Annotated in this window: 33 protein-coding genes and 6 pseudogenes; 16 read left to right on the forward strand and 23 right to left on the reverse strand. The window is 44.5% G+C overall.

Annotated elements, in window-relative coordinates:
• From JCM11217_RS01050 to JCM11217_RS01065, 4 genes are all read right to left on the reverse strand, one after another.
• Nucleotides 1-516, reverse strand: coding sequence for an Lrp/AsnC family transcriptional regulator (locus JCM11217_RS01050; RefSeq protein ID WP_054841898.1), 516 nt, complete (start codon nucleotides 514-516; stop codon nucleotides 1-3).
• A 93-nt stretch (nucleotides 517-609) separates the two neighbouring features.
• Nucleotides 610-936, reverse strand: coding sequence for a 4Fe-4S binding protein (locus JCM11217_RS01055; RefSeq protein ID WP_054841789.1), 327 nt, complete (start codon nucleotides 934-936; stop codon nucleotides 610-612).
• A gap of 99 nt (nucleotides 937-1,035) precedes the next feature.
• Nucleotides 1,036-1,752, reverse strand: coding sequence for a TatD family hydrolase (locus JCM11217_RS01060; RefSeq protein WP_054841790.1), 717 nt, complete (start codon nucleotides 1,750-1,752; stop codon nucleotides 1,036-1,038).
• A 33-nt stretch (nucleotides 1,753-1,785) separates the two neighbouring features.
• Complete coding sequence (locus JCM11217_RS01065; RefSeq protein ID WP_054841791.1) at nucleotides 1,786-2,238, reverse strand: 30S ribosomal protein S17; 453 nt, start codon at nucleotides 2,236-2,238, stop codon at nucleotides 1,786-1,788.
• 292 nt (nucleotides 2,239-2,530) lie between these two features.
• Between JCM11217_RS01065 and JCM11217_RS01070 the strand changes: the two genes are divergently transcribed.
• From JCM11217_RS01070 to JCM11217_RS01075, 3 genes are all read left to right on the forward strand, one after another.
• Nucleotides 2,531-3,202, forward strand: a complete 672-nt coding sequence (locus JCM11217_RS01070) for a pyridoxal-phosphate dependent enzyme (RefSeq protein ID WP_243677916.1) — start codon at nucleotides 2,531-2,533, stop codon at nucleotides 3,200-3,202.
• A gap of 83 nt (nucleotides 3,203-3,285) precedes the next feature.
• Nucleotides 3,286-3,450 (forward strand): hypothetical protein, encoded by a 165-nt coding sequence (locus JCM11217_RS12345; protein WP_243677917.1) that lies wholly within the window; start codon nucleotides 3,286-3,288, stop codon nucleotides 3,448-3,450.
• Between the two features lie 75 nt (nucleotides 3,451-3,525).
• Nucleotides 3,526-3,759, forward strand: coding sequence for a hypothetical protein (locus JCM11217_RS01075; protein WP_054841792.1), 234 nt, complete (start codon nucleotides 3,526-3,528; stop codon nucleotides 3,757-3,759).
• 5 nt (nucleotides 3,760-3,764) lie between these two features.
• Here JCM11217_RS01075 and JCM11217_RS01080 read toward each other — a convergent pair.
• From JCM11217_RS01080 to JCM11217_RS12350, 3 genes and pseudogenes are all read right to left on the reverse strand, one after another.
• Nucleotides 3,765-5,147 (reverse strand): annotated as a pseudogene (locus JCM11217_RS01080) (acetyl ornithine aminotransferase family protein).
• 96 nt (nucleotides 5,148-5,243) lie between these two features.
• A complete protein-coding gene (locus JCM11217_RS01085; RefSeq protein WP_243677918.1) occupies nucleotides 5,244-6,032 on the reverse strand; it encodes a hypothetical protein in 789 nt (262 codons plus the stop codon).
• Nucleotides 6,029-6,175: a hypothetical protein gene (locus JCM11217_RS12350; protein ID WP_243677919.1), complete on the reverse strand. Its 147-nt coding sequence runs from the start codon at nucleotides 6,173-6,175 to the stop codon at nucleotides 6,029-6,031. Before JCM11217_RS12350 ends, JCM11217_RS01085 begins: the two co-directional genes overlap by 4 nt.
• A gap of 106 nt (nucleotides 6,176-6,281) precedes the next feature.
• On the opposite strand from JCM11217_RS12350, the gene JCM11217_RS01090 reads away from it, so the two are divergent.
• A complete protein-coding gene (locus JCM11217_RS01090) occupies nucleotides 6,282-7,808 on the forward strand; it encodes a hypothetical protein (RefSeq protein WP_054841793.1) in 1,527 nt (508 codons plus the stop codon).
• On the opposite strand, the gene JCM11217_RS01095 is transcribed toward JCM11217_RS01090, so the two are convergent.
• The 6 genes and pseudogenes from JCM11217_RS01095 to JCM11217_RS12370 all read right to left on the reverse strand — a co-directional run.
• Nucleotides 7,789-8,694: a cytochrome ubiquinol oxidase subunit I gene (locus JCM11217_RS01095; RefSeq protein WP_243677920.1), complete on the reverse strand. Its 906-nt coding sequence runs from the start codon at nucleotides 8,692-8,694 to the stop codon at nucleotides 7,789-7,791. The genes JCM11217_RS01090 and JCM11217_RS01095 overlap by 20 nt on opposite strands.
• A 10-nt stretch (nucleotides 8,695-8,704) precedes the next feature.
• Entirely contained in the window at nucleotides 8,705-9,073 is a 369-nt protein-coding gene (locus JCM11217_RS12355; RefSeq protein ID WP_243677921.1) for a hypothetical protein, read from the reverse strand.
• Between the two features lie 4 nt (nucleotides 9,074-9,077).
• Nucleotides 9,078-9,536 carry a hypothetical protein gene (locus tag JCM11217_RS12360; RefSeq protein ID WP_243677922.1) on the reverse strand — a complete coding sequence of 153 codons (459 nt, stop codon included), beginning with the start codon at nucleotides 9,534-9,536 and terminating at the stop codon, nucleotides 9,078-9,080.
• On the reverse strand, nucleotides 9,506-10,489 hold the full coding sequence (locus JCM11217_RS01100) for a cytochrome ubiquinol oxidase subunit I (RefSeq protein WP_243677923.1): 984 nt from the start codon (nucleotides 10,487-10,489) through the stop codon (nucleotides 9,506-9,508). Before JCM11217_RS01100 ends, JCM11217_RS12360 begins: the two co-directional genes overlap by 31 nt.
• Before the next feature lie 229 nt (nucleotides 10,490-10,718).
• The gene (locus JCM11217_RS12365) at nucleotides 10,719-10,976 is read right to left on the reverse strand and encodes a hypothetical protein (RefSeq protein ID WP_243678027.1); all 258 of its coding nucleotides are present in this window, start codon (nucleotides 10,974-10,976) and stop codon (nucleotides 10,719-10,721) included.
• 198 nt (nucleotides 10,977-11,174) lie between these two features.
• Nucleotides 11,175-11,915, reverse strand: a pseudogene (locus tag JCM11217_RS12370) (FAD-dependent oxidoreductase); the annotation flags it as partial.
• 144 nt (nucleotides 11,916-12,059) lie between these two features.
• Here JCM11217_RS12370 and JCM11217_RS01110 point away from each other — a divergent pair.
• On the forward strand, nucleotides 12,060-12,575 hold the full coding sequence (locus tag JCM11217_RS01110) for a hypothetical protein (protein WP_243677924.1): 516 nt from the start codon (nucleotides 12,060-12,062) through the stop codon (nucleotides 12,573-12,575).
• Between the two features lie 49 nt (nucleotides 12,576-12,624).
• Nucleotides 12,625-14,190, forward strand: coding sequence for an amino acid permease (locus JCM11217_RS01115; protein WP_054841794.1), 1,566 nt, complete (start codon nucleotides 12,625-12,627; stop codon nucleotides 14,188-14,190).
• A gap of 39 nt (nucleotides 14,191-14,229) precedes the next feature.
• Here JCM11217_RS01115 and JCM11217_RS01120 read toward each other — a convergent pair whose 3' ends face one another.
• Nucleotides 14,230-14,484, reverse strand: coding sequence for a hypothetical protein (locus JCM11217_RS01120; RefSeq protein ID WP_243677925.1), 255 nt, complete (start codon nucleotides 14,482-14,484; stop codon nucleotides 14,230-14,232).
• A 124-nt stretch (nucleotides 14,485-14,608) separates the two neighbouring features.
• Here JCM11217_RS01120 and JCM11217_RS01125 point away from each other — a divergent pair.
• From JCM11217_RS01125 to JCM11217_RS01145, 4 genes and pseudogenes are all read left to right on the forward strand, one after another.
• Nucleotides 14,609-15,849 (forward strand): annotated as a pseudogene (locus tag JCM11217_RS01125) (Nre family DNA repair protein).
• A gap of 1 nt (nucleotide 15,850) precedes the next feature.
• Nucleotides 15,851-16,674 (forward strand): annotated as a pseudogene (locus tag JCM11217_RS01130) (radical SAM protein).
• Nucleotides 16,675-16,737: 63 nt separating this feature from the next.
• Nucleotides 16,738-17,400 carry a type II toxin-antitoxin system VapC family toxin gene (locus JCM11217_RS12375; RefSeq protein ID WP_243677926.1) on the forward strand — a complete coding sequence of 221 codons (663 nt, stop codon included), beginning with the start codon at nucleotides 16,738-16,740 and terminating at the stop codon, nucleotides 17,398-17,400.
• 58 nt (nucleotides 17,401-17,458) lie between these two features.
• Complete coding sequence (locus tag JCM11217_RS01145) at nucleotides 17,459-18,316, forward strand: hypothetical protein (protein WP_054841795.1); 858 nt, start codon at nucleotides 17,459-17,461, stop codon at nucleotides 18,314-18,316.
• Between the two features lie 17 nt (nucleotides 18,317-18,333).
• Here JCM11217_RS01145 and JCM11217_RS12380 read toward each other — a convergent pair whose 3' ends face one another.
• Together JCM11217_RS12380 and JCM11217_RS12385 are read right to left on the reverse strand one after the other, a co-directional pair.
• Nucleotides 18,334-18,669: a hypothetical protein gene (locus JCM11217_RS12380; protein ID WP_243678032.1), complete on the reverse strand. Its 336-nt coding sequence runs from the start codon at nucleotides 18,667-18,669 to the stop codon at nucleotides 18,334-18,336.
• A gap of 6 nt (nucleotides 18,670-18,675) precedes the next feature.
• Nucleotides 18,676-19,135: pseudogene (locus JCM11217_RS12385) on the reverse strand (molybdopterin-binding protein); the annotation flags it as partial.
• A 98-nt stretch (nucleotides 19,136-19,233) separates the two neighbouring features.
• Between JCM11217_RS12385 and JCM11217_RS01155 the strand changes: the two are divergent.
• Complete coding sequence (locus JCM11217_RS01155) at nucleotides 19,234-19,482, forward strand: hypothetical protein (RefSeq protein WP_054841796.1); 249 nt, start codon at nucleotides 19,234-19,236, stop codon at nucleotides 19,480-19,482.
• A 14-nt stretch (nucleotides 19,483-19,496) separates the two neighbouring features.
• Here the strand turns inward: JCM11217_RS01155 and JCM11217_RS12390 are convergent, their stop codons facing one another.
• Nucleotides 19,497-19,673 (reverse strand): hypothetical protein, encoded by a 177-nt coding sequence (locus JCM11217_RS12390; protein WP_243677927.1) that lies wholly within the window; start codon nucleotides 19,671-19,673, stop codon nucleotides 19,497-19,499.
• A gap of 94 nt (nucleotides 19,674-19,767) precedes the next feature.
• Nucleotides 19,768-20,298, reverse strand: a complete 531-nt coding sequence (locus JCM11217_RS12395; protein WP_243677928.1) for a recombinase family protein — start codon at nucleotides 20,296-20,298, stop codon at nucleotides 19,768-19,770.
• Nucleotides 20,299-20,383: 85 nt separating this feature from the next.
• On the opposite strand from JCM11217_RS12395, the gene JCM11217_RS01165 reads away from it, so the two are divergent.
• Nucleotides 20,384-21,322: a D-2-hydroxyacid dehydrogenase gene (locus tag JCM11217_RS01165; RefSeq protein ID WP_054841797.1), complete on the forward strand. Its 939-nt coding sequence runs from the start codon at nucleotides 20,384-20,386 to the stop codon at nucleotides 21,320-21,322.
• Nucleotides 21,323-21,482: 160 nt separating this feature from the next.
• Complete coding sequence (locus tag JCM11217_RS01170; RefSeq protein ID WP_054841798.1) at nucleotides 21,483-21,767, forward strand: hypothetical protein; 285 nt, start codon at nucleotides 21,483-21,485, stop codon at nucleotides 21,765-21,767.
• A gap of 31 nt (nucleotides 21,768-21,798) precedes the next feature.
• Here the strand turns inward: JCM11217_RS01170 and JCM11217_RS01175 are convergent, their stop codons facing one another.
• Nucleotides 21,799-22,092 (reverse strand): DsrE family protein, encoded by a 294-nt coding sequence (locus JCM11217_RS01175; protein ID WP_243677929.1) that lies wholly within the window; start codon nucleotides 22,090-22,092, stop codon nucleotides 21,799-21,801.
• A 57-nt stretch (nucleotides 22,093-22,149) separates the two neighbouring features.
• Here JCM11217_RS01175 and JCM11217_RS12400 point away from each other — a divergent pair, with 57 nt between their 5' ends.
• Nucleotides 22,150-22,491 carry a hypothetical protein gene (locus JCM11217_RS12400; RefSeq protein ID WP_243677930.1) on the forward strand — a complete coding sequence of 114 codons (342 nt, stop codon included), beginning with the start codon at nucleotides 22,150-22,152 and terminating at the stop codon, nucleotides 22,489-22,491.
• 211 nt (nucleotides 22,492-22,702) lie between these two features.
• A complete protein-coding gene (locus JCM11217_RS12405) occupies nucleotides 22,703-22,906 on the forward strand; it encodes a hypothetical protein (RefSeq protein ID WP_243677931.1) in 204 nt (67 codons plus the stop codon).
• Nucleotide 22,907: 1 nt separating this feature from the next.
• Here JCM11217_RS12405 and JCM11217_RS01185 read toward each other — a convergent pair whose 3' ends face one another.
• The 4 genes and pseudogenes from JCM11217_RS01185 to JCM11217_RS01200 form a co-directional block, all read right to left on the reverse strand.
• Nucleotides 22,908-23,345 carry a type II toxin-antitoxin system VapC family toxin gene (locus JCM11217_RS01185; protein WP_054841799.1) on the reverse strand — a complete coding sequence of 146 codons (438 nt, stop codon included), beginning with the start codon at nucleotides 23,343-23,345 and terminating at the stop codon, nucleotides 22,908-22,910.
• Nucleotides 23,346-23,664: 319 nt separating this feature from the next.
• Complete coding sequence (locus tag JCM11217_RS01190; RefSeq protein WP_054841800.1) at nucleotides 23,665-24,525, reverse strand: TIM barrel protein; 861 nt, start codon at nucleotides 24,523-24,525, stop codon at nucleotides 23,665-23,667.
• A 71-nt stretch (nucleotides 24,526-24,596) separates the two neighbouring features.
• A pseudogene (locus JCM11217_RS01195) lies at nucleotides 24,597-24,966 on the reverse strand (nucleotidyltransferase domain-containing protein).
• Nucleotides 24,933-25,364 carry a HEPN domain-containing protein gene (locus JCM11217_RS01200; RefSeq protein ID WP_054841801.1) on the reverse strand — a complete coding sequence of 144 codons (432 nt, stop codon included), beginning with the start codon at nucleotides 25,362-25,364 and terminating at the stop codon, nucleotides 24,933-24,935. Before JCM11217_RS01200 ends, JCM11217_RS01195 begins: the two are co-directional and overlap by 34 nt.
• A gap of 55 nt (nucleotides 25,365-25,419) precedes the next feature.
• Between JCM11217_RS01200 and JCM11217_RS01205 the strand changes: the two genes are divergently transcribed.
• Nucleotides 25,420-25,752 (forward strand): hypothetical protein, encoded by a 333-nt coding sequence (locus JCM11217_RS01205; protein ID WP_054841802.1) that lies wholly within the window; start codon nucleotides 25,420-25,422, stop codon nucleotides 25,750-25,752.
• Nucleotide 25,753 lies beyond the last annotated feature (1 nt).

Consider the following 25,753-nt stretch of genomic DNA (forward strand, 5'->3'; position numbering starts at 1 on the left):
CTAGTCAGGAAGCACCTTATCAATTGGTAACAACCTGTCCCTCCAATCAGACACAAGCTCCAGCACAAGCATGGTCTCCGTCTGTGCAATGTCGGGGTGCGTCGGCAAGTAATTAATTAGGAAGTAACTGAGTTGCTTGAGGTCCTTAGCCCAAACCTTAAGTAATAGGTCATAGTGGCCGGTTATTACGTAGGCTTCCTCGATCCAAGGTAGTCTGGGGTCATTATCGCTATCCTTCAGAATCTTCTCGATAAGAAGTACCTGGGCTGATTTACCACCACTTGGTGCGTTTCTCCTGACGCTAATTAGCACGAAGGCAAGGAGTGAGAAGCCGACCTTTAATGGGTCAATTACGGCTCTGTATGATGTTATCACCTTATCGCTTTCAAGCCTGGCTAATCTCGTGGCCACTGTAGTTCTTGGCCTATTAAGGATCTCCGCTAATTTACTTAATTGTAACCTACCATCTTTCTGGATTTCCCTGAGTATTTCCTTATCCAACTTATCGATTATCATCACGGTAGGCTTAGAAAGTGCACCACTGTTTTAATCTTTCTATCATGGAGAGAATAGTGAATTTAAACATTTGATTAAATGAAAAACCAAGCCTTATGCAGGTGACCAGGCGATCTTGTACTTAGCCTTCCAATCCTCAAACTCCTTCTTCTCCGCATCGCTCAAAGCCTTGCTGAACCTGTACCAATTGGCCTTACCCTTGGCTGAGTCCGGTGCCTCGCTGGTCTTCCATATACAATTCACTGGACATACTGGTACGCAGCTGAAGTCATCCTTACATAGATCCCATATTAGCCTCGCCTTGCCATTCTCATCAAGCTCCAACGCTTGGTATGGACACACACTCACACAGGCACCACAGCCGATACATATGTCCTGATCAACAACGACCTTCTGGAATGGTCCTGTCTTCTCTGCCATACGGAATTAAGCTTAATTGGGGTCTTAATAACTATTACTATTGATACTGCATGTACGTGGTTACGGACATAGAGTATCAATTAATAAATAGGTTAAGTATTACAGGTTAAACAATCTAGAGAAATTACTACCAACGGCATCCCACAAATCCTCAATACTAACACCCTTTATCTCAGCCACAATTCTCGCGGCATCCCTAACCATAGGAGGCTCAAGTGTAATGCCCCCCCTATACTCGTATGGTCCATCGCTCTCTAGGAGAATCATGTCAAGCGGCGCCTCTTTAGCCACAATTCTTGACTTCTCCTGAATCTTTATGGCCGCGTTGATCGATATGTAGTAGCCATAGTCTCTCAACTCCTGAATAAGGTTGAGAGGCCCAGTATACCAGTGAAATAGGACTCTATCCACGTCAGCTCTCCTAACCATCTCAAGAACATCCCTCCAGGCATCAGGTGCGTGAATGTTAAGTGGCAGATCATAATCCCTAGCCCAATTAACGAATGTTTGAAAGAACTCAACCTGCCTATTAAAGGTTTGAGGAACAAACCTCCTGTCAAGCCCAACCTCGCCAATGCACCTGGCCTCAGATAATAATTTCTCAACCTGCCTTAACTCATCAAGCCCAACCTTATCCACATTCCAGGGATGAATGCCTACGCATGGTATGATATTCTCGTAATTACTTGATAACTCAATTGTTCTCCTTGATGATGGGTAGTCATCAGAAACGGCTGCAATAGTTATCTCTTTAACGAACTCCGCGATCCTGTTGTCAAGGAATTCATGCAGGTGAGTATGTGCGTCATAGAGCATTAGGCGCATTGAGTCTGAGGGATTATTAAAGGGTTATTGCTGTTGCTCAAGCCTGAGAACTTGGGATTTAACCTCCGTAACATCCTCCCTCTTACCAATAACGACATGCCTAACCGTCTTACCCAAAGGCCTGGTCTCGCTAATATAAACAATGTCGCCAGGCTTAACATCGATGCATGGAGGAACCCTAACATGCATCTTCTTCCTCCTCCTCTCATACCTCTTATACTTAGGGTCATAATGCAGCCACTCATGGATAACGGTTGCAGTTCTGCCATGAACCCTCTCAACAACGACCGTGAAGACTTGATCTCTAACACTTAGGTGGCCATGCCATGGGCACTCAGGGTCATTACAAACCTTCTTAGGCGGTAGAAGCCAAGGAATGCCAACATGCCTAACCCTAATAGTCTCACCATTAGGCAATTGCACCTTCTCACCAGGCCTAGGTCTCTCAGGCAACTCCTTAACAATGACCTCAACCATCAAGCCACGTACAAATAACCCCCCCTTTAAAACAATTTCTTTTAAAGGAACCCAAAGACTTATAAGCATGGCCACTAATGCATTAATACCGCGACAGTCCCAGAGAGGACCGTGGCGGTCCCCCCCAATGAATGTGGACGGACGAACCGCGGGGATTCCGTACATCCACACTTTCTCTTTCAATCATTCATAATGAAAATCGTGAACTCGTATACCAGCAATTCTTCAACAATGAAATCTGAAATAATGCTTTTAAGGGACTAGTTATTCCTGCGGATTAGTATGGCAGGTGTTGGTATTTGCAGGCAGCGATGGTAATAATGTTTTTCCTAGTGTAGTTGATTTCATAAGTAGTTTTTACCCAACACCCCCCCTTGTTAGGCTTGATCGCTTTGGAGATGTATGGGCCAAGCTTGAGTTTTTCAATCCACTTAGTAGGAGTATTAAGGACAGAACAGTGCAATTCCTGCTCCGTAAGTACTTAAGTAATGATTTACGTGATCGCCTTGTCTTTGAGGCCTCCTCGGGTAATGTGGCGATTTCTTTAGCGGCTTTAGCTAATGTTTATGGGTTTAAGTACAGGGCTTATACTACGAAGCATTTGCCCGAAGCCACTGAGGTGCTTCTCAAGGTCTTGGGTGCTGAGGTTGTTAGGGTTGATAGGGATGTGATTGATGAGGAGTTTTGGCGTTGGGTTAATGAGGAGGCCGTTAGGAGTGGGGCGATTAATCTTAATCAGTTTGAGAATGTTGATAATCCTGAGGGTCATTATTACGTTACTGGTGAGGAAATTGTTAGGCAGTTCAGGAGTGTTGGTAAGGTGCCTAGGGTGTTAATCGCGGGTATTGGCACCGGTGGGCATATAACTGGTATCGCCAGGAGCTTAGGGATGAGTTTGGCCGTGTTTATGTCGTTGGTGTTGAGCCTACGGCAGGTAGTGCAATACCTGGCATTAAGCGCTTAGAGTCTGGGACTAGGTGGGTTCGTGAGGCTGTTGATGAGGTTATTGATGTTAGTCTTGAGGAGGCTATTAGGGGTGTCATTACCGTGGCTAGGAATACGGGCTTACTCGTTGGCCTTAGCAGCGGCGCTGTCTTTCAAGCCTTCCTAAGAGTTAGGGAGAGACTTGGTGATGTTACTTACCTGTTGATATTCCCTGATGATATTTATAAGTACGTGAGCATCATTAGTCGTTTCGTGAATTCTGCGTAAGTTCAGTGAAAGTTTCAGTGTACTCTTTAAATAAAAACCTGATAGGACTTTTTAACCTGTACACGTATACGTGATATGATGACTGGCAGGTATAAAGTCTTCATAAACAGGAGGATGGGTAGGATCCTAGTCAGTGGTAAGTCTGAGGACTTATCACTCATTGAGGAGGGTTGGAGAATAATCTATGAGGATAATGATTGGAAAAATGCCTTTGAATATGCCAGGAACTACGCGGATAGGCATGACTACGTACTCGAGTGGTACCTGGAGGAAGAGAAGGAGGTTTTGAAGGACGCGTTGGTAAATTAAAGAGGTTACTTAACGCGTTCCCTATCAACCTTCTTAATAACATCAATTATTATATCCACAGCCTTCTCAGCGAGCTCCATGGGTATGTTTAACGGTGGTGCGATCCTAATAGTAGACTTACCAGCACTAATCACGCAACGCCTCTCTTAAATGATTCATAAAGTACTTGTTCAATCTCCTTTGTTGCGTACTCCTTAGTCTTCTTATTCTTAACAAGTTCAACGCCGATCATTAGACCGAGACCGCGCACATCGCCAATCAATTCCACGCGGTCCATCTCCTCCATAAATCTCTTCTTAATGTAATCACCAACCTCTGTGCATTCACCAGCAAGTCCTCATCATTTATTACATTTATGACCTCAATACCTGCTGCCAAGCTACCGGGTTACCGCCAAAGGTATTTGCGTGAGATCCCTTTGGTAAGTCCATTATGTTTGCCCTACCAACTATGGCGCCAAGTGGTAAGCCGGCAGCTATCGCCTTGGCCATCGTTATTATGTCAGGTTCGACACCCCAATGCTCAATTGCAAACCACTTACCGGTCCTGCCAAATCCGGCCTGCACCTCGTCATCCACGAGTAATATGCCGTACTTATCAGCGATCTTCCTTAAACCAGGGAAGAAGTTTTTCGGTGGAACTACATAGCCACCTTCACCCTGTATTGGCTCGAAGAATATAGCCGACACCTCACTTGGGTCAACCATCTTTCCGAATATCCAATCCTCTAGGTAACCGAGAACGGCCTCACCGCACTCCTCCTCGGTTAAGTTCTTTCCGAATGGACACCTATAGGGGTATGGGTATGGTATGTGTATTACGTTAGGTAGCATCGGGTTGAAACCAAACCTCTGTATTGGCTTGCTGGCGGTTAATGCCATAGAGCCGTAGGTCCTCCCGTGGAAGGCGCCCAGGAAGGCAATTATGTATGGCCTCTGATTCCTGAAGTGTCCACGCGATATCTTCATTGCGCCCTCAATCGATTCAGTACCTGAGTTCGTGTAGAATACGCGCTTATCGCCACTTATTGGTACGATACCCCCTGAGCATTGATGCGTGCTTAACAATTAATTCATAATAGAAGTCGGTCATGCTGTAATGCGTGAATAACTCGGCCTGCCGCTTTATCGCATCCACAATCCGTGGGTGGCTATGCCCAACATTCATGACGCAATGCCAGCGTTAAAGTCAATGTATAGATTGCCATCAACGTCCTCAATAACAGGTCCATAACCCCGCTGAATAACCAGTGGGTACCACCGGCCAAAGGATTGCATTATTAGTGATTCATCCATCTTTATTATTTCCTGAGCCTTAGGACCTGGTGGTTCAACAACTATTTTGGGAACATTGCTTGGGTCTATTGGCCAGTACCACTTGGGTGGCATCGGCTTTACCAGGATTTATCTAATTAATAAATTCTTCTCTATAGGTTTTCATCATCAATAATTAAGTAAATAGGTTATATTTAATGGTAATAAGGCTTATTTAGCTATTAATAATTTAAGACCTGCCACGGTTGGTGTGACTATGGCTCTACCATCACTTAGATACCTAATTTTAATTAGGTTCATGTTTGATAATTTAATCAATTCCTTAATAACGTCATTCCTAGTCACCGCAGCTGATTGGGTTATCATATCAATTAGTGATGCCATGGTTGTAAAGCCAAGCTCATTAACCGTCCTTAAAATCTCTAAATCAATGTCGTTCAAGACCTCCCTACTGAACTCAAAGTTGTTACGTGCGGTGCTTAATCCAAGCCTATTCATTAATACCTCAGAACTTGAACCACTGCTTATCCTAATTAACTTGCCAAAGACTTCCTGAGGAATTGAAGATGATGTCACTATTAATTCATCAAATACGCCAACATCCCGTGGTATGTGATTAGAAAACACGTAGATATTACCAAGCCCCCTTACCTCCTGTAATACGTCTTTAACCTCATCTATAAAGTCCGTGGCTAGTAAGGCTGATCCCTTAATTATATTTGACGCAAAATGAGCTAGTACGACTGCAGCTACTAATGACTTTATTGGCTCTATCAATGGGACATTTATACAACCCTTGCTCATTGGTCTCCATATGTTTAGCATGCTCATCAACCTCATGAAGTAGTAAAGCCTTGATGCGTTGTAGTCCATGTATGTCTCGATCACGTAGTTCACGGCATCATAGAGCCTCGTTGAATTAGTGAGTGAATCAAGGAGTAGTCTTAGGTCATCATCCCTTAAATCAAGTATTTTACTCCACATTAATGCAACCCTCATGATAATCCCAGGCTTAACTCAACGTCTATACCGGTCTCATTACTACTTCCTGGGCATACCATGGATATTACCCAATCATCACTTGGCAGTACATTATGAATGAGGTAATCAAGCCCCAGCGATCCATGTACTAATATTAGCATTAATGAATAATCATTATCGTGATAGAAAAGATTTATGATTAAAATAACGTAACAGATTAATGTGAGGAATTTTTAAATTAGTAATTAATACGTAGATTCGGCGTTAATGGCGAGGAGCATAAGGACGATGGCTGTCCTGGCATCATTACTGGCTCTATTAAGTAGCTTTACATATAACATTGCCATCACGAGGAAGATACCAACGGCTGGTCTTGGTCTCCTATCATTACTTAATGCAACAATAGCCTTCTCAACCCTACCAACGGCACTGATAAGCTTTGCCTACCCAAGGTTGACGGCTAGGGATAATGGGCTGAATATTGTGGCTGCCATAAATGTATCATCAATCTTTTACCTAATTACATTTATCCTAACCATAGCCTACTTAGCGAGTGTTTGGTCTAAGATGGGGCCTTATGCCTGGCTTGTCTTAATTATAGCGGTGCTATCGGAAATAACGTCATACCTACAATCCATAACTAACTCCATATTGATGGTTAAGGATAGGAGTAGGTTCGTGGTAACGTCCATTATTCAATCAGTTACTAAGTTCATTGCCATACCAGTAATAATGGCTCTTGGATGGACTATAGAGGTGATTCTGTGGTCAACGTTCTTCATAGTGTTTATACCATCGCTGTACGCCTTCATATACTCATTGAGGTATAATATTCATGTTCATAACACCCACAGATACCTAAGGGAGGTCCTTAGCGCATCCTGGGTGCCTTTAATGGGCTACGCAATTAATTCCTTTAGGTCCCTTGATGCGATGTTCATAGGCATCTTCGGCTATGCTCAGTTGGGTATTTGGTACGTGATCTTCATACTCAGCAAGCCATTTGGCTACAGTGGTACGCTCATTAATGTCACCTATGGAGAGCTCCTTGAACGTGGGAGACTGAGCATAATCTATAGGGACCTCTTAATATTGCTCTTAATAACAACGTACGTGGCATTGGCGCTGTCGTTCTTCCCCGGTATCTACATAAATCTTGTTAGGCCAAGCCTACGGAGTGAGATAAACCTATTGGTACTACCCGTCATACTTCTTGCAGTGAATAGTGTCTTGGGCAATGTTAATCAATTCATTAGTAATGTGATGCAGGGTGTTGATAAGAGGGATATTCAGGATACCCGTGAAATAAGGCCCAGTGTCTACCTAAGGAGCCTTATCCTACATACGCACTTGGCTGAGCTTATCTTCACCGTTGTTTATTTATCGACGATGATACCACTAATTCTATTGTTTAGGGGGGGCTTGGGATTCACGTACTACGCAGTAATTGGTGCATTAGTATCATCATTATTCGCAAACACTGCTGCGCTGGGGGGGTTTAGATTCGTTAAGTTGGGTAGCCTTAAATCCGTGCTTAATGGCAGGGCATTAGTGCTGGATTACGCATTGCCATCATTACTTTCAATAGCTGTTTTAGCGCTTATTGTGCATGTGGTGAGGTTCACGCTTTACCCAAGCATTATTATTTCATTAATACAGGTGGTTGTTGTGTCATTAATGGCTTTGATTATTTACTTTGGGATTGCGATGGCTATGTCGGGGGGGAATGTGAGAAATATAGTGATGATTTTAATAAGGAGGATAATTAACGTAATTACTGCCTCTCAACCCTAAGCGTCTGTGGTGTCCACTTCCATGAGAGGGCGGCATAAATGACGTAAAGTAGCAACGCATTAAATAGGGCAAAGACAACAAAACTACCGTAAAGTAACCCGGGCTGCACGGACACTAACTGCACCAGGGCGTTTAATTCAGGTGTTAATAATGTGGAGACCTTCAATGTATTGGCGACCTGGAGTGTGAATTGTAAGCCGTACGCCTTAACAAGCACGGGTACCGCAGATAATGGCGGGACTATTGCGTAGGGTAGGTGAGCCAGCCCATTCATCACCTCGGCACTAACCATCAAGAGCAATACAAGGACTAGCTTAAGGGCTGAGATTGACCTATTAATGAACTTAAAGGATAGAGCTATCAGTATGAGTAGTATTAGGCCTAGGGCTATATCCATGTAGAATATGCTGGTCAATATCATGGTTGGTTCATAGACTGGGTATAGGCTTGATGGTAGGTATGCAGGTGGTTTACCGAATATGGACCAGGCAACCGTTGGCGAGTATTGGTAGACCTCATAGAGGTACAATCCAGCGAATATTGCATAGAAAACACCAAATACTAGGCTTATCCAATTACTGATTTTATACCCAACCAGCCTATACTCACTCTTATCGACTGAGTACCTCCACCCAAATATGGAGTTTATGAGTATCCCAGTCATTGCAATTGCGCCAAAAAGCGTCGCTAGGAATAACGGAGCATACGTCGGGTTTAGGAATACTTGGGACCAATTAATGCCTAGGGTAAAGCCGACAATTGATGAGGTATCCTTAAACACCTCAACACCGGCTGGGTAATTAATGAAGGCGAAGACGAGCCTAAACATGGCTGGTATAACCGTAAGTGCTATAGCCATGCCATAACCAACAGCAACATGCTTCATTGGGCTAATCCTACCAAAGCCCCCCCTGTAGTAGAAGCCAATGAAGGGTAGGGCTATGGCAACGCCAAAGACTATGGCAACGCCCCCAAACCGGCCATAGTAAGGCCCCAGCTATGTTCGTGAATATTGGCAATAGGCCTGCAAGGAACACGGTTATTATCGTACCAAAGAGGCCACCAATTGCGTAAACAGTAATTAGGTAATTAGCCATATTGTGTGCCAGGTCAACATAGACCTGCTTATTGCGCTTGTAACCAATCAACTCAAGCGTTGGTAATATCCACCCAAGGCCAAGCACTGTATAGACCAGGGGCAGGTGAACGGCGAAGGCCCAGGCGATTAAGCCCACGGCAATGTCTGTTGCCGAGACCATACCCACCACCTCAATACTCCACAGTCTTTACCGCAGCTTCTTCGTACTTAGGCGCTCTCTTTAGGTATAGGTAAACCATGAACACCGCTAATGACGGCATGGCAACTTCAACAATTAACACAAGCACCGCTAACCAAACCGGGAAGTAAAGCGTCGGATTTAGTAAACCGCCTAGTCCAACGGGTACGCCAGTAATTATTGGTGGACCACCATTTGGATTGGGATCCGCCTGAACAAGTATGAACGGATACCTACCTGACTCAGCCGCAACTGCGCCGCCAATTGATGCAAAGGCTGCGAAGAACGGCATTAAATAAACGCCACTCCTCTCAAAGAAGTTTGCCAATGTCCTAGCCCAGCCAAAACGACCAAAGTATCCTGGGAATAAGTACCAAAGCGATAATGCGCCGCTCCATATACCAAGTAATATTCCGAATATTACCATGAAGACCCAGTAGAAAACAAACACGAGGCCGGCGGCCTCTCATAAGCCGGCCAGCTATAATAGCCCCCCCAGAATGCGTGGTTGAATGTACCATAGGCAAAGAAGCTCGTTAATGGATCAACCCTGAGACCACTCCAGAACATGCCCTCTAGAGCCGCCAACTTAAGTGGGTCATCCTGCAGAACAAGTTCACCCTGTAGGTGACCAATTACGAATCCCTGTATTGCAGTTAGAATCGCCACTGTTGGCACTAGGATCTTAAGCATCATTAATCTCTCCGGTTTCCTATCACGTATGTATAGGTATAGGTATATCGCGGCTATTATTGACCAGGTAAGTATGACAGCCGCTAGTATACCGTGGAATATGAAGACGTTGGCGCCCCACCAAAACATATTCCAAGCATCAGCCGGCGAGGCCCACTTAACTACGTAATCCGTTAAACCAACCACATTCTGCCCAGTGGCCTGGTATAGGTTAATTACTTCGAGACCTGGCGGCCTCATGCTCAATGATGCCATGACCGCCAATATGTTGTAAGCACTCCAGTATCCACCAAATGCTGCGGCTATACCTATTATCCAGTGAAGGACTTGGTTCTTAATCTTATTCCACGTAAATACGTAGAGCGGCAATAGAATTACCTCAGTTAGGAATGCAAATAACTCCAAGTAAAATGGAAGCACTATGGCCTCACCAATAACTGATATGAAGTTGCTCCACAAAGTAACTAGGCCAAACTCAACAAGCGTGCCGAAGGCAGCACCAACACCAAAGAATATTGTTGATATCACCGAGAACGTCCTAGCAGTATTATACCAGAACTGATTATGGTTCCTAATGTATAGGTATTCAGCAACTACGGCTAATAAAATTGTACCTAAGAAACTTGATGCCATTGATACATGAGCCAAGACGCCTATAGCAGTCGCAATCCTAACATCAGTTGGTGCTCCAAGTATGGGTTGGTTTACCATCGCACATAACTAGTGAATTAACAATTTATATAGTGATGCGTCCTATATTTTTACTTAAATAGGCATATGTATGTTCACTAAAAATACTAGCATTTAGTTATAAATAATTAAATTTATTTAAATATAAAAGAATGCATCAACCCTGAGGAACTGCCTCGCGGCAATTATTAGTGGATCCCAGACCTGGGTTACGGCAGGTAAGTAGGCTAGGTCGCTCATGAATAGGTCCTCAACGGTTGCCCCCCTTAGCCATTAATGCCGCTAATGTATCGATTTTACCAAGCACATAGGAACCATCATCACCGAGCACTTGAGCACCTAAGATTCTCATGCTACTTTCATCAATTATTAGTTTTATCGTAACATAACCACCGCCTGGGTAATACCTCGCCTTAGTCCTAGCTGTTATTGCGGCACTTCTCGCTTTAAATCCATGCCTTATTGCCTCCTGCGTTGTTAAACCCGTGCTTGCTATGTATAGGTTCATGAACCTGGTCATTGAGGTGCCGACAACTCCAGGGAACGCCATGGGCTTACCAGCTATGTTACTACCTGCTACGAACCCCCCCATCTTATTAGCCGTAGTCCCAAAGGGGGGGTGCCAGTATGGCTCGCCAGTTATTAGGTTCTTGGTCTCAGCAACATCACCCGCGGCATAGACATTCTCAATGCTCGTCCTCATGCGGTTATCAACCCACACGGCACCTGTCTCGCCAATGCGCAGATCGAGTTGCTTCGCCAATTCCACATTTGGTTTTATACCCGTTGCGAGTACTACGGCATCAACAACGTACCTACCGCCATCAGTAATTACTATCTGCTTACCACCCTGGTAATCAATCTCGATTATTCTCTCATTCAATTGTAACTTCACGCCATGCCTAACTAACTCATTTATAACGATATTACCCATATCCTCATCCAGGGACTTACGTAGTGGATAATTAGACCTACCAATCATCAGCACCTCCTTACCCCTAAACCTAAGCGCTCGGCAACCTCAAGTCCAATGTAGCCAGTACCAATAATGCCAACGCTATGCATTGAATTAAGGGCTTCCCTCAACACAATGGCGTCTGCTGGGTGATGCACAGTAAATACGTGATCTCCCTTAATTGGTATGCTCGGTATTGCTGGTACGGCACCGGTGGCGAGTACTAGGTAATCCCACTCCACCTTATTACCCCTATTCGTGACTACGTAACCTGGGCCAACCTCAATGACGGTCTCATTAGTCCTAACATCAATACCCCTCTCCCTCCTGAAGTAGTCGGGTGTGTAGTGCATGAATAATTCATAATTATCAAATAACCCCCTCAAGGTAGTAAGGAATACCGCAGGGTGCATGACTAACCATGCCCGTCCTCTCAAAAACCACAATCTCAAAGTCGCGTTTCAATCTCCTTATTCTGGATGCCGCACTCATTCCAGCGGCACCGCCACCGATTATTACGACCCTCATACCGCGTGAATTAAGGAAGAAAAAATAAATTATACCCTTATAAATCAGCATACGTGAATGCAAATGCATAATGGCAATACTAATGATAAATTATCTAAGATAATTGATATGATGAGGGAACTCGAGAGGTACCTAGCCATTTTATACGGCATAGCTGCCTCAAGCACTAATGAACCGTTTATAAGCGCCATAATGAGGAAGATAAGCATTGAATCTGCAATGCATAATTACATATTGACCACAATAAAGGAGTTGATTCATGAATGCCCGCCAAAGAAGGTCTTTGATATGGAGACGTTAACCTCATTGCAGGGAAGTATTGAGGAGGCCATAACCCACACGAAGTCCCTAATTGACTACATAAGTTCCATGGAGAAGGTTCATTATGATGTCACGAACGTAATAATCGATAAGTTAAATGAATTGGAGGGTTATGAGGATAATGCGGTGAGGGTTTACAGCTTCCTATTAAGGAGTTACCTACCAATAACTAGTACTAGGATTGAAGCGAAGCACCGTGCAGCCTCAAAGCTTATTGTTAAGTTGCTTAAGGGTATATCGGATGATGAGAAGCATCATAGTGAGTTGCTGCAGGTTATTAGGGAGTACTCAATGAAGTCGTAATTTCACTTGTGCAGAAAAGAAATTAAAGTGCTTAGTCCAGGTCTGGACCGTGAAGAAACCAACGCCATTCCTTAGGGAGTCCACGGGACTCGTTAGGGAAATTGGTCCTTGGACAGCCCTACTAATGAATACTGCATTCATAGCCTTCCAATCAGGGTTTATACTGTTGATATCTAGCATGTTCAATTTCCCAAGAGGAAATCCATTAATTGCCATAGCCATTAGCGCATTATTATTTCTACCACTAACGATATTACTTAATAGGGTAGGCATTACATATTACAGGACAGCCAGTGACTACGTATTCATAACAAGGAATCTACACCCATCAATAGGCTTCGCAACCATGTTCATGTTTGCAGTAGATCAGATGTTCTTCAATGCCGTATTAATAAGCCTTGGATTAATCACGGGATTAGCACCTGCAATACTGGCAATAGGCATCTCAGATAATGCACCAAGCCTCGTATCCCTTGGTAACTCATTAATGAGTAGCCCATTAATGATATTCTTAATAGGCTCCGTGATATTTACAATTCTCGTATTAATTAATATCGTTTCATCAAGGGCAGGTACATACTTAGCATCCGCAATCTCGTTGTTTGGCATAGTAACATTCGCGTTAACAATAGCGCTACTCAGTGTTTATGCGCCGCAAATAATTAATGCCATAGAGACCACGGCACCCAATATACTTAGCCAGGCGATTTCTGTATCAGGGGAATTACCGAGTAATGGCATGATTATGGACACAATATACTTAATACCGTACCTAGCCTACGTATTTCCCTTCGTAAACTTCATACTATCGGTTGGTGGTGAGGTTAGGAGGGGGGGTAGCGCAATGCCTATAGCGATATTTGGAACCTATGCATTGAGTGCTGTATTTTTAATTCTCGGTGTCTGGATTACGATATCGTCAATAGGCATTAATAGGTTAGATGGATTATTCGCCATATACTACGGCGTCGCCAATGGTGTTTCCTGGCCGAGTTCATTACCACCTCCATATCCACAGGCCCTACTCATAATGGCATTGAGGAATCCGCTGCTTCAGTGGTTGATAGCCATTGGATCATTCACCTGGTACATAAATGTCGTCTCAGTCCTAATAATACAAATAGCCAGGTACCTACTGGCCCTATCCTTCGATAGGGTGTTGCCGTCATTCCTTGCTTACGTAAGTCCAAGGACCCACACACCCATTACAGCCCATATAACTGACCTTGTAATAACCCTCGTGATAATGTATCTCTACAATTTCAGTATTGTTCCGTTGCTATCGGCGACAATGGACGTGAGCACCCTGGTCACGATACTCATGTACTTCATGATAATAACAATAACGGCCGTAGTGCTTGGTATAAGAACAAAGTCGAAAGGAACGGCTGTGCTTGGCATTTACATGACCGCATTATTCGCGTGGATAGCCTATGAGGAGATAATGAATCCAATGGCATACCTATTTGTACCGTCAATAAACGCCTACATAATAGGGTTCTTCGCGGCATTATTTGCTATTGGCATTACGATTTACTACGCAGTTAGGCTTTACAGGCTTAGGAGGGAGGGCATTGATGTAAATATGCTATTTAAGGAGATACCGCCTGAGTGAGCTTAATTAACCTCCATTGTGAACGCATCAATTATTTTACTACCCCCTAATCCTAATGACCGTTTCAAGTGACTTATCCCTAACGATCACCGTTATTACACCATACTCATAATCAATGAACGAAGCCCTCCAATCATAATTAAGTTCCACTAACTCGCCATTCCTCCAAACACCAACCACCCTAGGATCGACATGAACTATGGACATACCATCACCAACAATACATCTCCTCTTAATCAACTTAACGAAATAACCAAATCCACTAGCCACCAAAACCTCCCTGCCACACCTCATTAATTCACCCAAGCCCTACTCATAGGTTTGACGTAGAAATTCACGAAGCGCCTTTTAAGGGTTCCCGCTCACGAAGAGAATAATCGAAACACCTATATACTGCTTTAAGGCTAGATTATCTGAGGTGCGGATAAACCCGGCACTATGCATTAGATGCAGAGGAGAATACAACCTATGTGGCCTATCTTACTGCCCAGTCCTGGCGGAACTACGCGCCAGGTACACGCTTAAGAATGCCGTTAATAAGGAACGCATTGATGGATCCTCACCACCAAGCATATTCATTGGGCGTATTGGTTACCCAAGGGTTAATGTATACCCAGCAGCACCGCCCATCCATGGCGATACCAGCAATCTCGAGAACCCAAAGACCTGGCTAAGCATGAGACTTGAGGACTTCATATCAAGTAGGCTATCGCTAATTAGGGGATCTATCAGGGCTAGGGTTGAGGATGCTAGGAACCCTTCCAGGACTTTACACGATATACAGGTTATGGCGTTATCGAACAAGCCGGTGGATTCCGAGTTAATACTTGAGAAACCTGTGGGCGCTAAGTACGTGTTTGATGAGCATTCACCACCCTTTGGACCATCAGCGCCATTGCAGGAATTAAGAATTAGCTCGTTACCACCACCGCCAAGGATAGTTGATAAGGTTTACGGCGACACGGATTTAAGCACTACGGAGGCTATATGGACGCTGTATAGCCACGGCATTGATGTGCACCACATATCAAGCTACTAAGCGTGGGTGCCCTTGGTGTTGGTAAGAGGAGGAGACTTGTGCCGACTAGGTGGTCGATAACCGCCGTTGATAAGCAGATCTCCGATAAACTGCTCGGTGAGGTTCGTGATTACCCACTCATAAGTGAGTATAGGGTCTACGTGAGGAGCTTCAAGGATAATACCTTCATAGGGATCCTGGCACCGCACACCTGGCTTTATGAGTGGGCTGAGGCCTGGTGGCCTGGCTCCACATGGAATGTGTGGGGTGGTGATGTGGTTCTTGAGCTTGACTATGAGGGTTACTGGGGGCGTGATGACTACCCGTCAATAGGTGGTTGTTACTACGCAGCTAGGATAGCCGTACTTGAGGCATTACGTTCAATGCGTAGGCAGGCGGCTGTCATATTATGGCGTGAGATTTACCCAGGCTTTAACCTGCCAATTGGTGTTTGGTGGGTTAGGGAGAACATTAGGGCGATGCTTAATGGACCGTATGAAAGGTTTTACGAGTTAAGTGACGCATTAAGGTACGTGGCAGGTTTCCTAAAATTACCGATAAGTACCTGGGTATCTAGGTCCTACGTAATTAGGGTTCTCACAAGGCAATCAAGCTTAGTCAATTGGTTAGGCGGTAAGTAGGATGAGCGGTATAACTAAGTTGGGTAACATAATCGTGAAGGAGATAAGGGTTAAGTCGGCACTATCCAGGTCTGGGTTACCTGAGTATGACTATGCATTAAACCCATACCTAGGCTGTCAGCATGGTTGCATTTACTGCTATGCCATGGACTTCACGAGGGGGGGCGAACCCGGCGTTAAATGGGGGGGTGAGGTGGTCTATGTTAAGGTAAACCTAATACAGGCGTTGCTAAGGGATATCAGGAGACTTAGGCCTGGCGTTGTCGGAGTATCCACAATAACGGATCCGTACCAACCCGTGGAGTCCAGGTATAAACTAACCAGGAGGTCAATCGAGGTATTGTGCAACGCTGGTTACCACGTTAGTATTCAAACGAAGTCGGCATTAATCATCAGGGACATAGACGTAATCAGCAAGTGCGGTAGGGCTGTGGATGTAGGTTTCACAATAACTACGATGAGGGATACGTACAGGGTGATAGAGCCCATGGCGGCACACCCCATGGCGAGGGCATCAGCACTTAGGAAGATAGCCAGCCTAGGCATTGAGACCTGGATATTCCTAGGCCCGGTGATACCCGGCGTTAATGATAAAGCAGAAGATTACGAACCTGTGATACGCCTAGCCAAGGAAACAAACTCCCAAGTAATAATTGACAGGTTTAGGCCAAGGCCTATCATAATCAAGTTCATGAATAGGAAGTTGAACCCATATACCCCGTGACCAGAAATTGGTGGAGTGAGACCTTGAAATCTATAATGAGACTATGCAGGGACTATGGCGTTAACTGCATCACGGCAGAGGATGAGTGGAAAACGAGGTAAAGGGGGGGGAAATAATAGGTTAATGTGGGAAGATTTAAATAAAAGGAGATTAATTAATGATATATGGGGAGCGTGGTTAAAATCGATAATAGAGGTAGAATAAGACTACCAGGAAGACTTGCTAAGTATGGTTCAGTAATTATAATTGATGTCGGTGAATACTTCATAGGTATCCCAATACCTAAGGACCCATTAATGGCAACATCTGGCATCATAAGCAGCGAAAAAAGCGTTGATGAGTTAAGGAGGGAGGCTGAGGATGAGGCGGCCAGGGATGCACTGATGAGGCTAAGAGGATGGGCCATGCTGATTGATACTGATGTATTAATTGCTCATCTAAAGGATAAGGATTGGCTTAAAGAGGTGGCTGATAAGTTACTGTCGCGAATTGTAAATGGAGATTTCGGTGTGGTATTAGTAAGTAGGGAGGTTATTCATGAGATATATTATGTATTAAGTCGAATAGGATTTAATAAACGTGAAATATTAAATAGAATTGGGGGGGCATTAACAAATATACCAAATCTTAAATGGATACCGACCACGGTTGATACTGACTTACTGGCCTTAGCATTAATGGATCAATACGGCCTTACATCAATTTTCGACGCGTATAATGCCGCAACGTGCCTGCTTTATGATAGGGATAGAAAAATAATATCAACGGACAATGCATACGATAGGGTTGTAGGGTTATCTAGAATTGATCCTAGGAGTCTCGTTTAGTGTTGCGTACTTAGAAACCTTTATTAATTGGGTCGTTGATTCACACTCGGCGAAATCAGTGGCTCAGGTTGGGAATGAGGAACAAATAATTAGGGAGATAATGAATGCGTTGTCCGGCTCTGCGCGTTATATGGCTGATGAGATTAAAGGAACGTTCTCCAAGTATGTGGATATTTATAGGAGCGTCTCTGGTTTCGAGACACAGCAGATCAGTCTCGGTACGGTGGAAAATAAGAGGGTCTTTCTCGTTCAATCATCAATCACCGAGCCTAATTACGACCCTGGCAACTACTTAGTCAATGCCTTTAAGGGGGGGTTCTTCAACATTAATGAGAATTTCTTCCCAACGTACCTAATGGGTGGTATTGAGTGCTATATGCAGTCGGCACCAAGCGAGTCCACGGGTGTTAAGGTTAGTGGTTCCATGGTGTCCATCTACAATGGTGTTGAGAGTGTTGAGGATAAGGATATGGGTCAGGTTGTTTGTGCTAAGAAGGCTAGTATTAAGTTCTCAGATAATGTAACGAGTGAGGTGAGTGCTAGCCCTGGCGATTTGTTTAGGGTTGCCTTCGATGTTATTAATAACGTTAGGAACAGGTTCAGCGGTATTCGTGATGATTTCGTCAATACGTATGGTTTCGAACCAGGCGACATAACCCTAACAGGTAATGAGGTCATGCTAAGCACACTCTTTGATTTGAGCATGTCGAGCACCATGAGGGATTACATACAGAGGGTGTTCTCGAGCATTGTTCCAGGGCAGGTACCGGAGTTAATGGGCTTGGGTTTACTCTGCGGTGCGCAGCCTGACCTGGTCTTCTCATACGATGACATGGAGAGGATACTCGTGCTTGGGCATCCGCATAAGGTTAGTTCTGGTGATTGCCTTAAGTACTCAATAATTAAGTATGCATGACTTCACCGAGATTAATTTCACCCAGTTAAAACTTCACCTCCCTTCTCCTTTATCGTCGATATTAGGAAGTTAAGGACCTTATTAATCTCATCCTCGGCACTCTTAACGTCCTCGGAACTAACATACACGTGAATCTCCACTAATGGTGACTTGATTTCATGTCCCTTGGGGGGGTGGCTCTTGATGTAGATTCTATTACTCATCTTCATACCCCTCTCTATTATCGGCGCCAGGTCAGCCTCGGGAACTCCCTTAACCGTTATTGACCTCTCAACAAAGTGCAGTTTAGGCCCTATCTCACGTAGTTTAGGTTCCACGTAGTTCTCGAAAATCGCCATCATCTCCGCCGGCACGCCGGGTAGCGCAATAATGATTGTGTTGCTCTCCTCAACCCAAATACCCGGTGCAGTACCAACGGGGTTAGGTAACGGCTTTGCCCCCCCTCGGGCATTTTTGCTGCTTAAGCCTAGGCTCAGTTAGCTCTAGACCCTTTGACTTAAATGTCTCAACCACGAGTCTCAGCGCATCGTCATTAATCACGTACTTCCTATTCAATGCCTTAGCCAGATACTCACTTGTCTTATCATCGAAGGTCGGCCCTAGACCACCTGTTGAGATAACAACCCTAATGCCCCCCCTTCTAATGGCATCTCTAAATACCTCAACCTCATCCTCCTCATTATCTGGCACAGTTATTATCCTCCTAACGTCATAACCGAGGAGTGTTAGCTTCCTTGCGAGCCAGGTGGCGTTTGTGTTCACGGTTTTTCCAATGAGTAGTTCATTGCCTATCGATATGATCCAAGCTGTGTAACTCATCATAATTGGCGCCTAAAGGGCTTGTTTAAATTGTCTTTGTACTTGGTTAACAAGGACATGTTAATAAATGGGTTAGCAATTTATGTACTTGATTTGGTATGAGGAGATTCGCAATAGTGATCCTGGACTTAGATAATGTACATCCTGAGGAGGATGATAAGGTTCGTCTAATCAGGATTATTGAGGAATCCCTGCAGTGGTGGCATGGTTATTTGGGACAGAGCGATAAGCTGGAGCTTGATAAGTGGAAGGTCTACTACGTTGAGTGGGGGGGTGATGAGCTCATGGTTGCCAGGGTACTCAACGCCCTTGGCAAGTTCAGGGAGTACATAAAGGGCGAGTTATGACGCTGGGTTAAAATTTACTCAATCCTAGTCTCCTCATAACCACAATTGGGGGGGCAGTGAAGCACGTACTTAATGCCGTACCTACCATCAACCTGTATCAACGCCTTATCGGCAATAACCATCCTATGCAGGCAGCGTGGGCACGTGTAATTACCCCCCCTATAACCATGCCTACTCAATATTCTCCTCACGGCATAAAGACTAATGCCTAACTTAGTCGATATAGCCTCTGACTCAAACCCTCACTATACAGTCTCAAGACCTCCCTAACCACGTCACTTGGCATTAAGTCGACCTTAGAAACAATCTTACCCTCAGCCTAAGTCTCTCCATGGCTGCCTTAGTCCTCTGCCTAATGAACTCCCTCTCCATGGAAGCCACGAAGGCCAATACGGTCCTTAAGAACTGCCTATAGGCACCATCTAGGTTTTGGAGCACAGCCTCCTTCTCACTGGTGCTAACTATGAGCAGGCCAAGCCTATTCTCGACAATATCCAAAAGCCTAAAGAGCTCCTGAAAATTCCTAACAAGCCTTGATGTCTCATAGACCAGGAGAACCATAGGCCTAGGGTTAAGTGCATTGCCTTCAATATCATGGATTAAGTCCCTAAAGGCAGGCCTATCCATTATTGGTGAAGCCCCACTAATAGCCTCATCAACATAAAACTTCAATATTTGAAAGCCCCTGGACTCACTCCACCGCTTTAGATATTCGATCTGATTAGTCGGGTCCTGCATCTCAGTCGATACTCTAACGTATGCTACGGCAGGAATCACAACAATGGGCTTATTGTAAATGCCTTTTAAATGATACACCAGGGTATTACCTCTGCACGGCCTTCTCGATTTATAGGCAATATAGATAATAATACTTAAAAACCATAACCTATTTAGGCAGTGAATGGTCAAGGCATTAATAACGGACCCAGTGGACGAGTACATAATTAATGAGTTAAGTAGGCATGGGGGGGTTATTGTTGATTATAAACCTGGGATCAATAGGGATGAGTTGCTAAGGATTGTTAGTGATTATGAGATTTTAGTGGTTAGGAGCAGGACGAAGGTCACTAGGGAGGTCATTGATGCTGCGAGTAAATTGAAGGTTATCGCGAGGGCTGGCGTTGGTCTTGACAACATTGATGTGAATTACGCCAGGCTAAAGGGCATCGAGGTAATTAACGCGCCGGAGGGTTCAACGCAGTCTGTGGCTGAGCTAACCATTGGGCTTATGATTGCCGCGGCGAGGCTCGTGGCTCTTCAGGACAGGCTTGTTAAGGGTGGTGATTGGCCTAAGGGTAAGTTCATGGGTACTGAGTTGTTTGGTAAGGTTCTTGGTATTATTGGATTTGGTAGGATTGGGCAGAGGGTTGCTGAGTTGGCTAGGGCTATTGGCATGAAGGTTCAGGCATACGACATTGTGGATGTTAGGGATAGGGCCGTTAAACTCGGCGTTGATTTCGTGGACTTCGAGACCATAATTAGAAGCAGTGACTTCATAACTATACATGTCTCCTTAACACCAAGTGCAAAGCACTTGATTGGTGAAAAGGAGTTTCAAATGATGAGGGATGGCGTAATTATAGTAAATACGTCTAGGGGTGAGGTAATCGATACGAAGGCATTACTCAAGGCGCTCAATGATGGTAAGGTGGCTGCCGCGGCTCTTGACGTGCTCGAGAATGAACCGCCAAGGGAACCTTGGGAATTGGAACTTATTAGGCATCCAAGGGTTATAATAACGCCACACATTGGTGCAGAGACTAGGGAGGCTCAAAGAAGGATTGCGGAGATACTCGTTAGTAAGGTGGTGAATTACATAATGAGTAATAACATTAAGTAGTGAGATGAGGATTGTGTTTGACAGGGGGGGACCTGACGACACGCATCATCGTGGGCTTTCAAGCCCTCTCCGCGGTCGCACTTAATGAATTATGGGAGGTTTATTTCCGTTTCTCCGTATTACTGTAAAAGTTTTATACCATGCTAATAAATGTGTATCAATGGTTGACGTAAATAGTATCGTGAATAAGGTACTGAGTATTGCCAGGGAATTAGGCATTTCAGCGTCAGTTGAGGAGTATGGGCGTGAGAGAGTTGTAATACTGGAGTTGGGTGAGGACTTTAGTGTTTATGTTTCCGTGGTATGCAATAATGAGTGCGATATTGAGTATGCCATTGGTGATGAGAATTTCACATTTAAGCCAGGTAATGTTGAGCAATTGAGAAGGGCTGTTGAGGTTATTGAGAAGTTGAATAGGGAACTCATTGGCAAACAACCATCATAACTTTAGGTATGCCCAGCCCTCCGCCTGTTTTCTAACAATCTCCGCAACGCCAGCATTGACTATTTTTCACACCATCTATTAATTGGTCCTCGGATATATCTCTACTCCTCATAGAATTTCTACAGGCAACCACGATAACCCCGCGCTTCATTAAATTCCTTATCCTACCCTCAACATTACTACCCTTAACCACAGCGCTTATTGCCGATTGATGAAAAACAACCTCAACTACCGCATCGGGTATTTCATTTATTAGGTTATTGCATGAGGTCAGTGCCTGATCAATATTGTTAATATCCGAAACCTGCACCACAACCTTAAGCATCAGAAGCCCATTGAGAAACCAACTTAAAGGGCTTCCTCGATTGACCGCAATTGATGAGTGGGGGCTAATATAACGTTACCTGGCTTTAACGTAATCACCGATGTGAGGGGTTCATTAAGTGGCGTTAAGATGAGCCTTGCCGGTAATCAATGGTTTGTAGTTGACGAATTAATGATGTTTTTGAAGTCGAGAGGGTTTACCGTGTATGTTGAAACCATACCACCAGGTCTCGTGCTAAGGAGGGCGTTGGGTGAGCCGTTGATTATTGGCGATTTAACAATCGATGCTAGGCCTGACATTGTGTCGTTGCCGTCTAACATGCTTAATGAACTGAATGTAAGAGACCACTTTGAGTATGTCGAGAACGACCAGCGATTGTTTACGTTGGTGAACCCATAAATGATTGGTGCGATTTAAGGAGTAAGAGGGTTGCAATTCCTAACCCTGTCACGGAGGGTATTGGTGCATTATTTAGGGAGATATACACTGAGTACTGTGGTGATTACTCGGAGTTTGTTGGCAGGGGGGGCTCGGTGTACCTAACGAGGATACACCATAGGGAAATACCTGAATTGCTCCGTAATGAATTAATCAATGCGGGTGTGGTTTGGTGAACCCGAGGGCGGTCTTTTACCGCCCTCAAGCAAACGGCTTTAAGTACACAGTGCCCAGTAGGAATAGGGTTGGTAGGCTTTCCTTCACATTAATGCCGTGGGCAGGTAATGAGGCCGTTAAGGTCTTTGAGTTATTACGTAGCGATTACGTTAAAGGATTATACGAGAAGTACGGGTTTAGGTGGATTGCGAAGCCATAAATTAGCCCATAAAATCCCTACTGGTTTTAATCGTTACTTCCCAACCAAGTATTTCGCGGATTTCTCTCCTCTTATCATTAATTCTCCTAATTAGTACTTCATCATCCGTCACCAATACTAAGCCCTTCTCTGACGCAGCGACAATGTAGGATGCATCATAATACGTTAAATTAGCCCTCACAGCTAATTTCAGTATCGCCTCTGCATTACTTGGTTTAATAACACTCATTCGATTAAGAATCTCTAGTATATTCTTATACGCAATTATTGCCTCATTCTCTGTTAAAATCCTAAATAGCGTTACATCTTTCCAAAGGGCATTACCGATTTCATACATCGTTAGATCAAGCACGTAATTTCCACGTAGAATACTTAATGCACCACGCTTCATGTGTTTAATTATATTCATGATTGATGAAACATCAAATAGGTAACTCATCTCTCATCACGCTCATCCTAACAGCCTTAACTATTTCATCATCCGGCACCTTACTAAGTATTTGACCGGCCTCATCAAGTAACTTAGCCAACTCCTCCTCAGTCTTCCTAACCTCCTCCTCAAGCGCCCTCCTTATTACATCACTAAACTAATTGAATTGATATGTTATACCTCCTCAATTTCTCCCATAACTCCCTCCTTATTTTTGCAGAGACGGTTACGTAATTCATATCCCCCCCGTACTACCTTAATCATTATTATAAATCTTACTTACAGTAAAGGTAATACAAGAACACGCGGTTTTCTAGCACTGCCTACTTTATTGAAGACCAACGAGCGTATTATTATACCTAAGTAGCATTTCCTTCATCTTGAGTGCGTCCTTTTCTAGGAGTGGTGATTCGTTTATTATCGTTATCTCAATATCCTCATTAGCCAACTCCTTAGCCAGCGGCTCGAATGGTGGGTTATTCGTGTCTATGGGCTCATGCTCATCAACCCACTCACCCTTCTTATACTTAACACATGTGAAGTGGGTGTGCATTGGCTGGTCACCGAAGTACTCATGCCACATGTTTAAAACAGCCCTATAATCTATTGAGCCTCCATTCCTGGCAAACACGTGACCCCAATCAATGACCGCAACAACCTGTGGATGATTTATTTCCTTAACGAGCCTAAAGGTCTCCTCTAAACTACCAAACTGGCTCTTCCTAGCCATGACCTCAAGGCCAAGCTTCACGTTCTTAATGCCATTCTCCCTCATCCAATCAACAACCCTAAGAACGCCATCCCTAACAGCATTGTAGCAACCCTCCGGCCCAAGCTTACCGTAATAGGCAGGGTGAAATACAACAACCGTAGCGCCCATCGCCTCACCCCCCCTATCCAGGGACTCCTCAAGCCTCGCTATGCTCGCCTCAACCTTCTCCTTCTCCTCACTGCACAGGTTTATGAAGTACGGCGCATGTACTGACAACCTAACACCGAGCTCTTTAGCAACCTCACCAGCCTCCTGCGCGGCTTCCCTACTCATCTTAACACCCTGTACAAACTCAACCTCCATGGCATTCAGACCAACCTCCCTAACATACCTAATACCATCTATTGTACCAGCACTCCTCTTCTTCTCCTTGGCACCTATTGGAATCCCAGCAGGCCCTAGGAATACCCTAGCCATCGAGACAAAGACCTGAAAACTAACTAAAGAGTTTTGCCTCAGTGACCAATAAATAAATCATGAGTAATACATCACCCCCCCAAGCACCTCCTGGCCTTACTCACCAACTCGCTTGAGATGCCTAGTTCATCCTTAAGGACAACACCAATAGCTAGGTCTAGTGCGAGGGGGGTAGCACCGGTCAACAATCCTCATTATCTCATTGACGTTGAACGCAAGAACCTCGACATTAGGTGGAACATCCAGGTCAAGAAGTCTCCTATGCGGTGGCTCATTAAAGCTGCCTATGACAACGATATCGATATCACTATCCTCAGCAAAATCGCCTCTGGCGTAAGAACCGACTAGGAACACCGTACCACGAACCCTATCAGCAACCTGTCTGGCTAACTCCAACGCCCTATTCCTCAACTCCTCACGCCACTTAATAATTCTCTCCATAAATCCTCGATAAACGTTATAATCCTCTCGGCAGCCTTAATAGCCATTTCTGCATCATTACGTGTAAAGTACTCATAGGGCACACCCTCACTCCAGGCATCAACGTACCTAGTCGGTACATAGAACTTATCAAGAAACTTACCCAAATCCATAATGTCAATGGGGGGGACCTGAACCATCCTACTTATTTCACTGAGTAAATGAGTGATAGAGTGACCTCTCGTGGGCCTACCAATTCCATAGAGGATAGCCTTCACGGCAAATTCCGACGCCTGATGCGCCTTGAAGCACGACCAATTATAATCTCCCCTCTCCTCATCACCTCTCGCTGACTCAAGCGTTCTCTTAGCCATTGAAATCCACCTACTGAACTCCTCAACATCAACACTAGTACTCATTATCCCTTAAAGACTTAGCTAAGACTAAGGTTAAAAGTGTATAAAGGTCCGAACCATGAGTATTACTGAAATGCCCATCTACTCATGGCCATTGAGAATTTATGAACCATCAAGCGAATTACTCAGACTACCCAACGTTAGAGAGAGCCCATTTAGTGTAAAGCTCGAGAATAACAAGGTCAAGTGCACCCTATGCCATAGGCATTGCACATTGTCAAATGGGCAGGTCGGTCTCTGCGGCATGAGATTCAACATAAACGGCAAACTCTACACAGCCGCGTACGGCCTACTAACGTCTCATGTTTATAAACCCCCCTCACCATACACGAATTTAGCTCTTATACCATTCTTGATTAATCGCGAACATATAAATCACGTGGTACCTTAAT

This window comes from Vulcanisaeta distributa JCM 11217, assembly GCF_001316005.1.
GTDB classification, from domain to species: Archaea; Thermoproteota; Thermoprotei; order Thermoproteales; family Thermocladiaceae; genus Vulcanisaeta; species Vulcanisaeta distributa_B.

Coding starts and splice junctions, on each gene's coding strand:
- JCM11217_RS01050 (WP_054841898.1), bottom strand. CDS start 516: ATGATAATCGATAAGTTGGATAAGGAAATACTCAGGGAAATCCAGAAA.
- JCM11217_RS01055 (WP_054841789.1), bottom strand. CDS start 936: ATGGCAGAGAAGACAGGACCATTCCAGAAGGTCGTTGTTGATCAGGAC.
- JCM11217_RS01060 (WP_054841790.1), bottom strand. CDS start 1,752: ATGCTCTATGACGCACATACTCACCTGCATGAATTCCTTGACAACAGG.
- JCM11217_RS01065 (WP_054841791.1), bottom strand. CDS start 2,238: ATGGTTGAGGTCATTGTTAAGGAGTTGCCTGAGAGACCTAGGCCTGGT.
- JCM11217_RS01075 (WP_054841792.1), top strand. CDS start 3,526: ATGATGACTGGCAGGTATAAAGTCTTCATAAACAGGAGGATGGGTAGG.
- JCM11217_RS01085 (WP_243677918.1), bottom strand. CDS start 6,032: ATGAGGGTTGCATTAATGTGGAGTAAAATACTTGATTTAAGGGATGAT.
- JCM11217_RS12350 (WP_243677919.1), bottom strand. CDS start 6,175: ATGCTAATATTAGTACATGGATCGCTGGGGCTTGATTACCTCATTCAT.
- JCM11217_RS01090 (WP_054841793.1), top strand. CDS start 6,282: ATGGCGAGGAGCATAAGGACGATGGCTGTCCTGGCATCATTACTGGCT.
- JCM11217_RS01095 (WP_243677920.1), bottom strand. CDS start 8,694: ATGAAGCATGTTGCTGTTGGTTATGGCATGGCTATAGCACTTACGGTT.
- JCM11217_RS01100 (WP_243677923.1), bottom strand. CDS start 10,489: ATGGTAAACCAACCCATACTTGGAGCACCAACTGATGTTAGGATTGCG.
- JCM11217_RS12365 (WP_243678027.1), bottom strand. CDS start 10,976: ATGAACCTATACATAGCAAGCACGGGTTTAACAACGCAGGAGGCAATA.
- JCM11217_RS01110 (WP_243677924.1), top strand. CDS start 12,060: ATGATGAGGGAACTCGAGAGGTACCTAGCCATTTTATACGGCATAGCT.
- JCM11217_RS01120 (WP_243677925.1), bottom strand. CDS start 14,484: ATGAGGTGTGGCAGGGAGGTTTTGGTGGCTAGTGGATTTGGTTATTTC.
- JCM11217_RS12375 (WP_243677926.1), top strand. CDS start 16,738: ATGGGGAGCGTGGTTAAAATCGATAATAGAGGTAGAATAAGACTACCA.
- JCM11217_RS01155 (WP_054841796.1), top strand. CDS start 19,234: ATGAGGAGATTCGCAATAGTGATCCTGGACTTAGATAATGTACATCCT.
- JCM11217_RS01165 (WP_054841797.1), top strand. CDS start 20,384: ATGGTCAAGGCATTAATAACGGACCCAGTGGACGAGTACATAATTAAT.
- JCM11217_RS01170 (WP_054841798.1), top strand. CDS start 21,483: ATGGTTGACGTAAATAGTATCGTGAATAAGGTACTGAGTATTGCCAGG.
- JCM11217_RS01175 (WP_243677929.1), bottom strand. CDS start 22,092: ATGCTTAAGGTTGTGGTGCAGGTTTCGGATATTAACAATATTGATCAG.
- JCM11217_RS01185 (WP_054841799.1), bottom strand. CDS start 23,345: ATGAGTTACCTATTTGATGTTTCATCAATCATGAATATAATTAAACAC.
- JCM11217_RS01190 (WP_054841800.1), bottom strand. CDS start 24,525: ATGGCTAGGGTATTCCTAGGGCCTGCTGGGATTCCAATAGGTGCCAAG.
- JCM11217_RS01200 (WP_054841801.1), bottom strand. CDS start 25,364: ATGAGTACTAGTGTTGATGTTGAGGAGTTCAGTAGGTGGATTTCAATG.
- JCM11217_RS01205 (WP_054841802.1), top strand. CDS start 25,420: ATGAGTATTACTGAAATGCCCATCTACTCATGGCCATTGAGAATTTAT.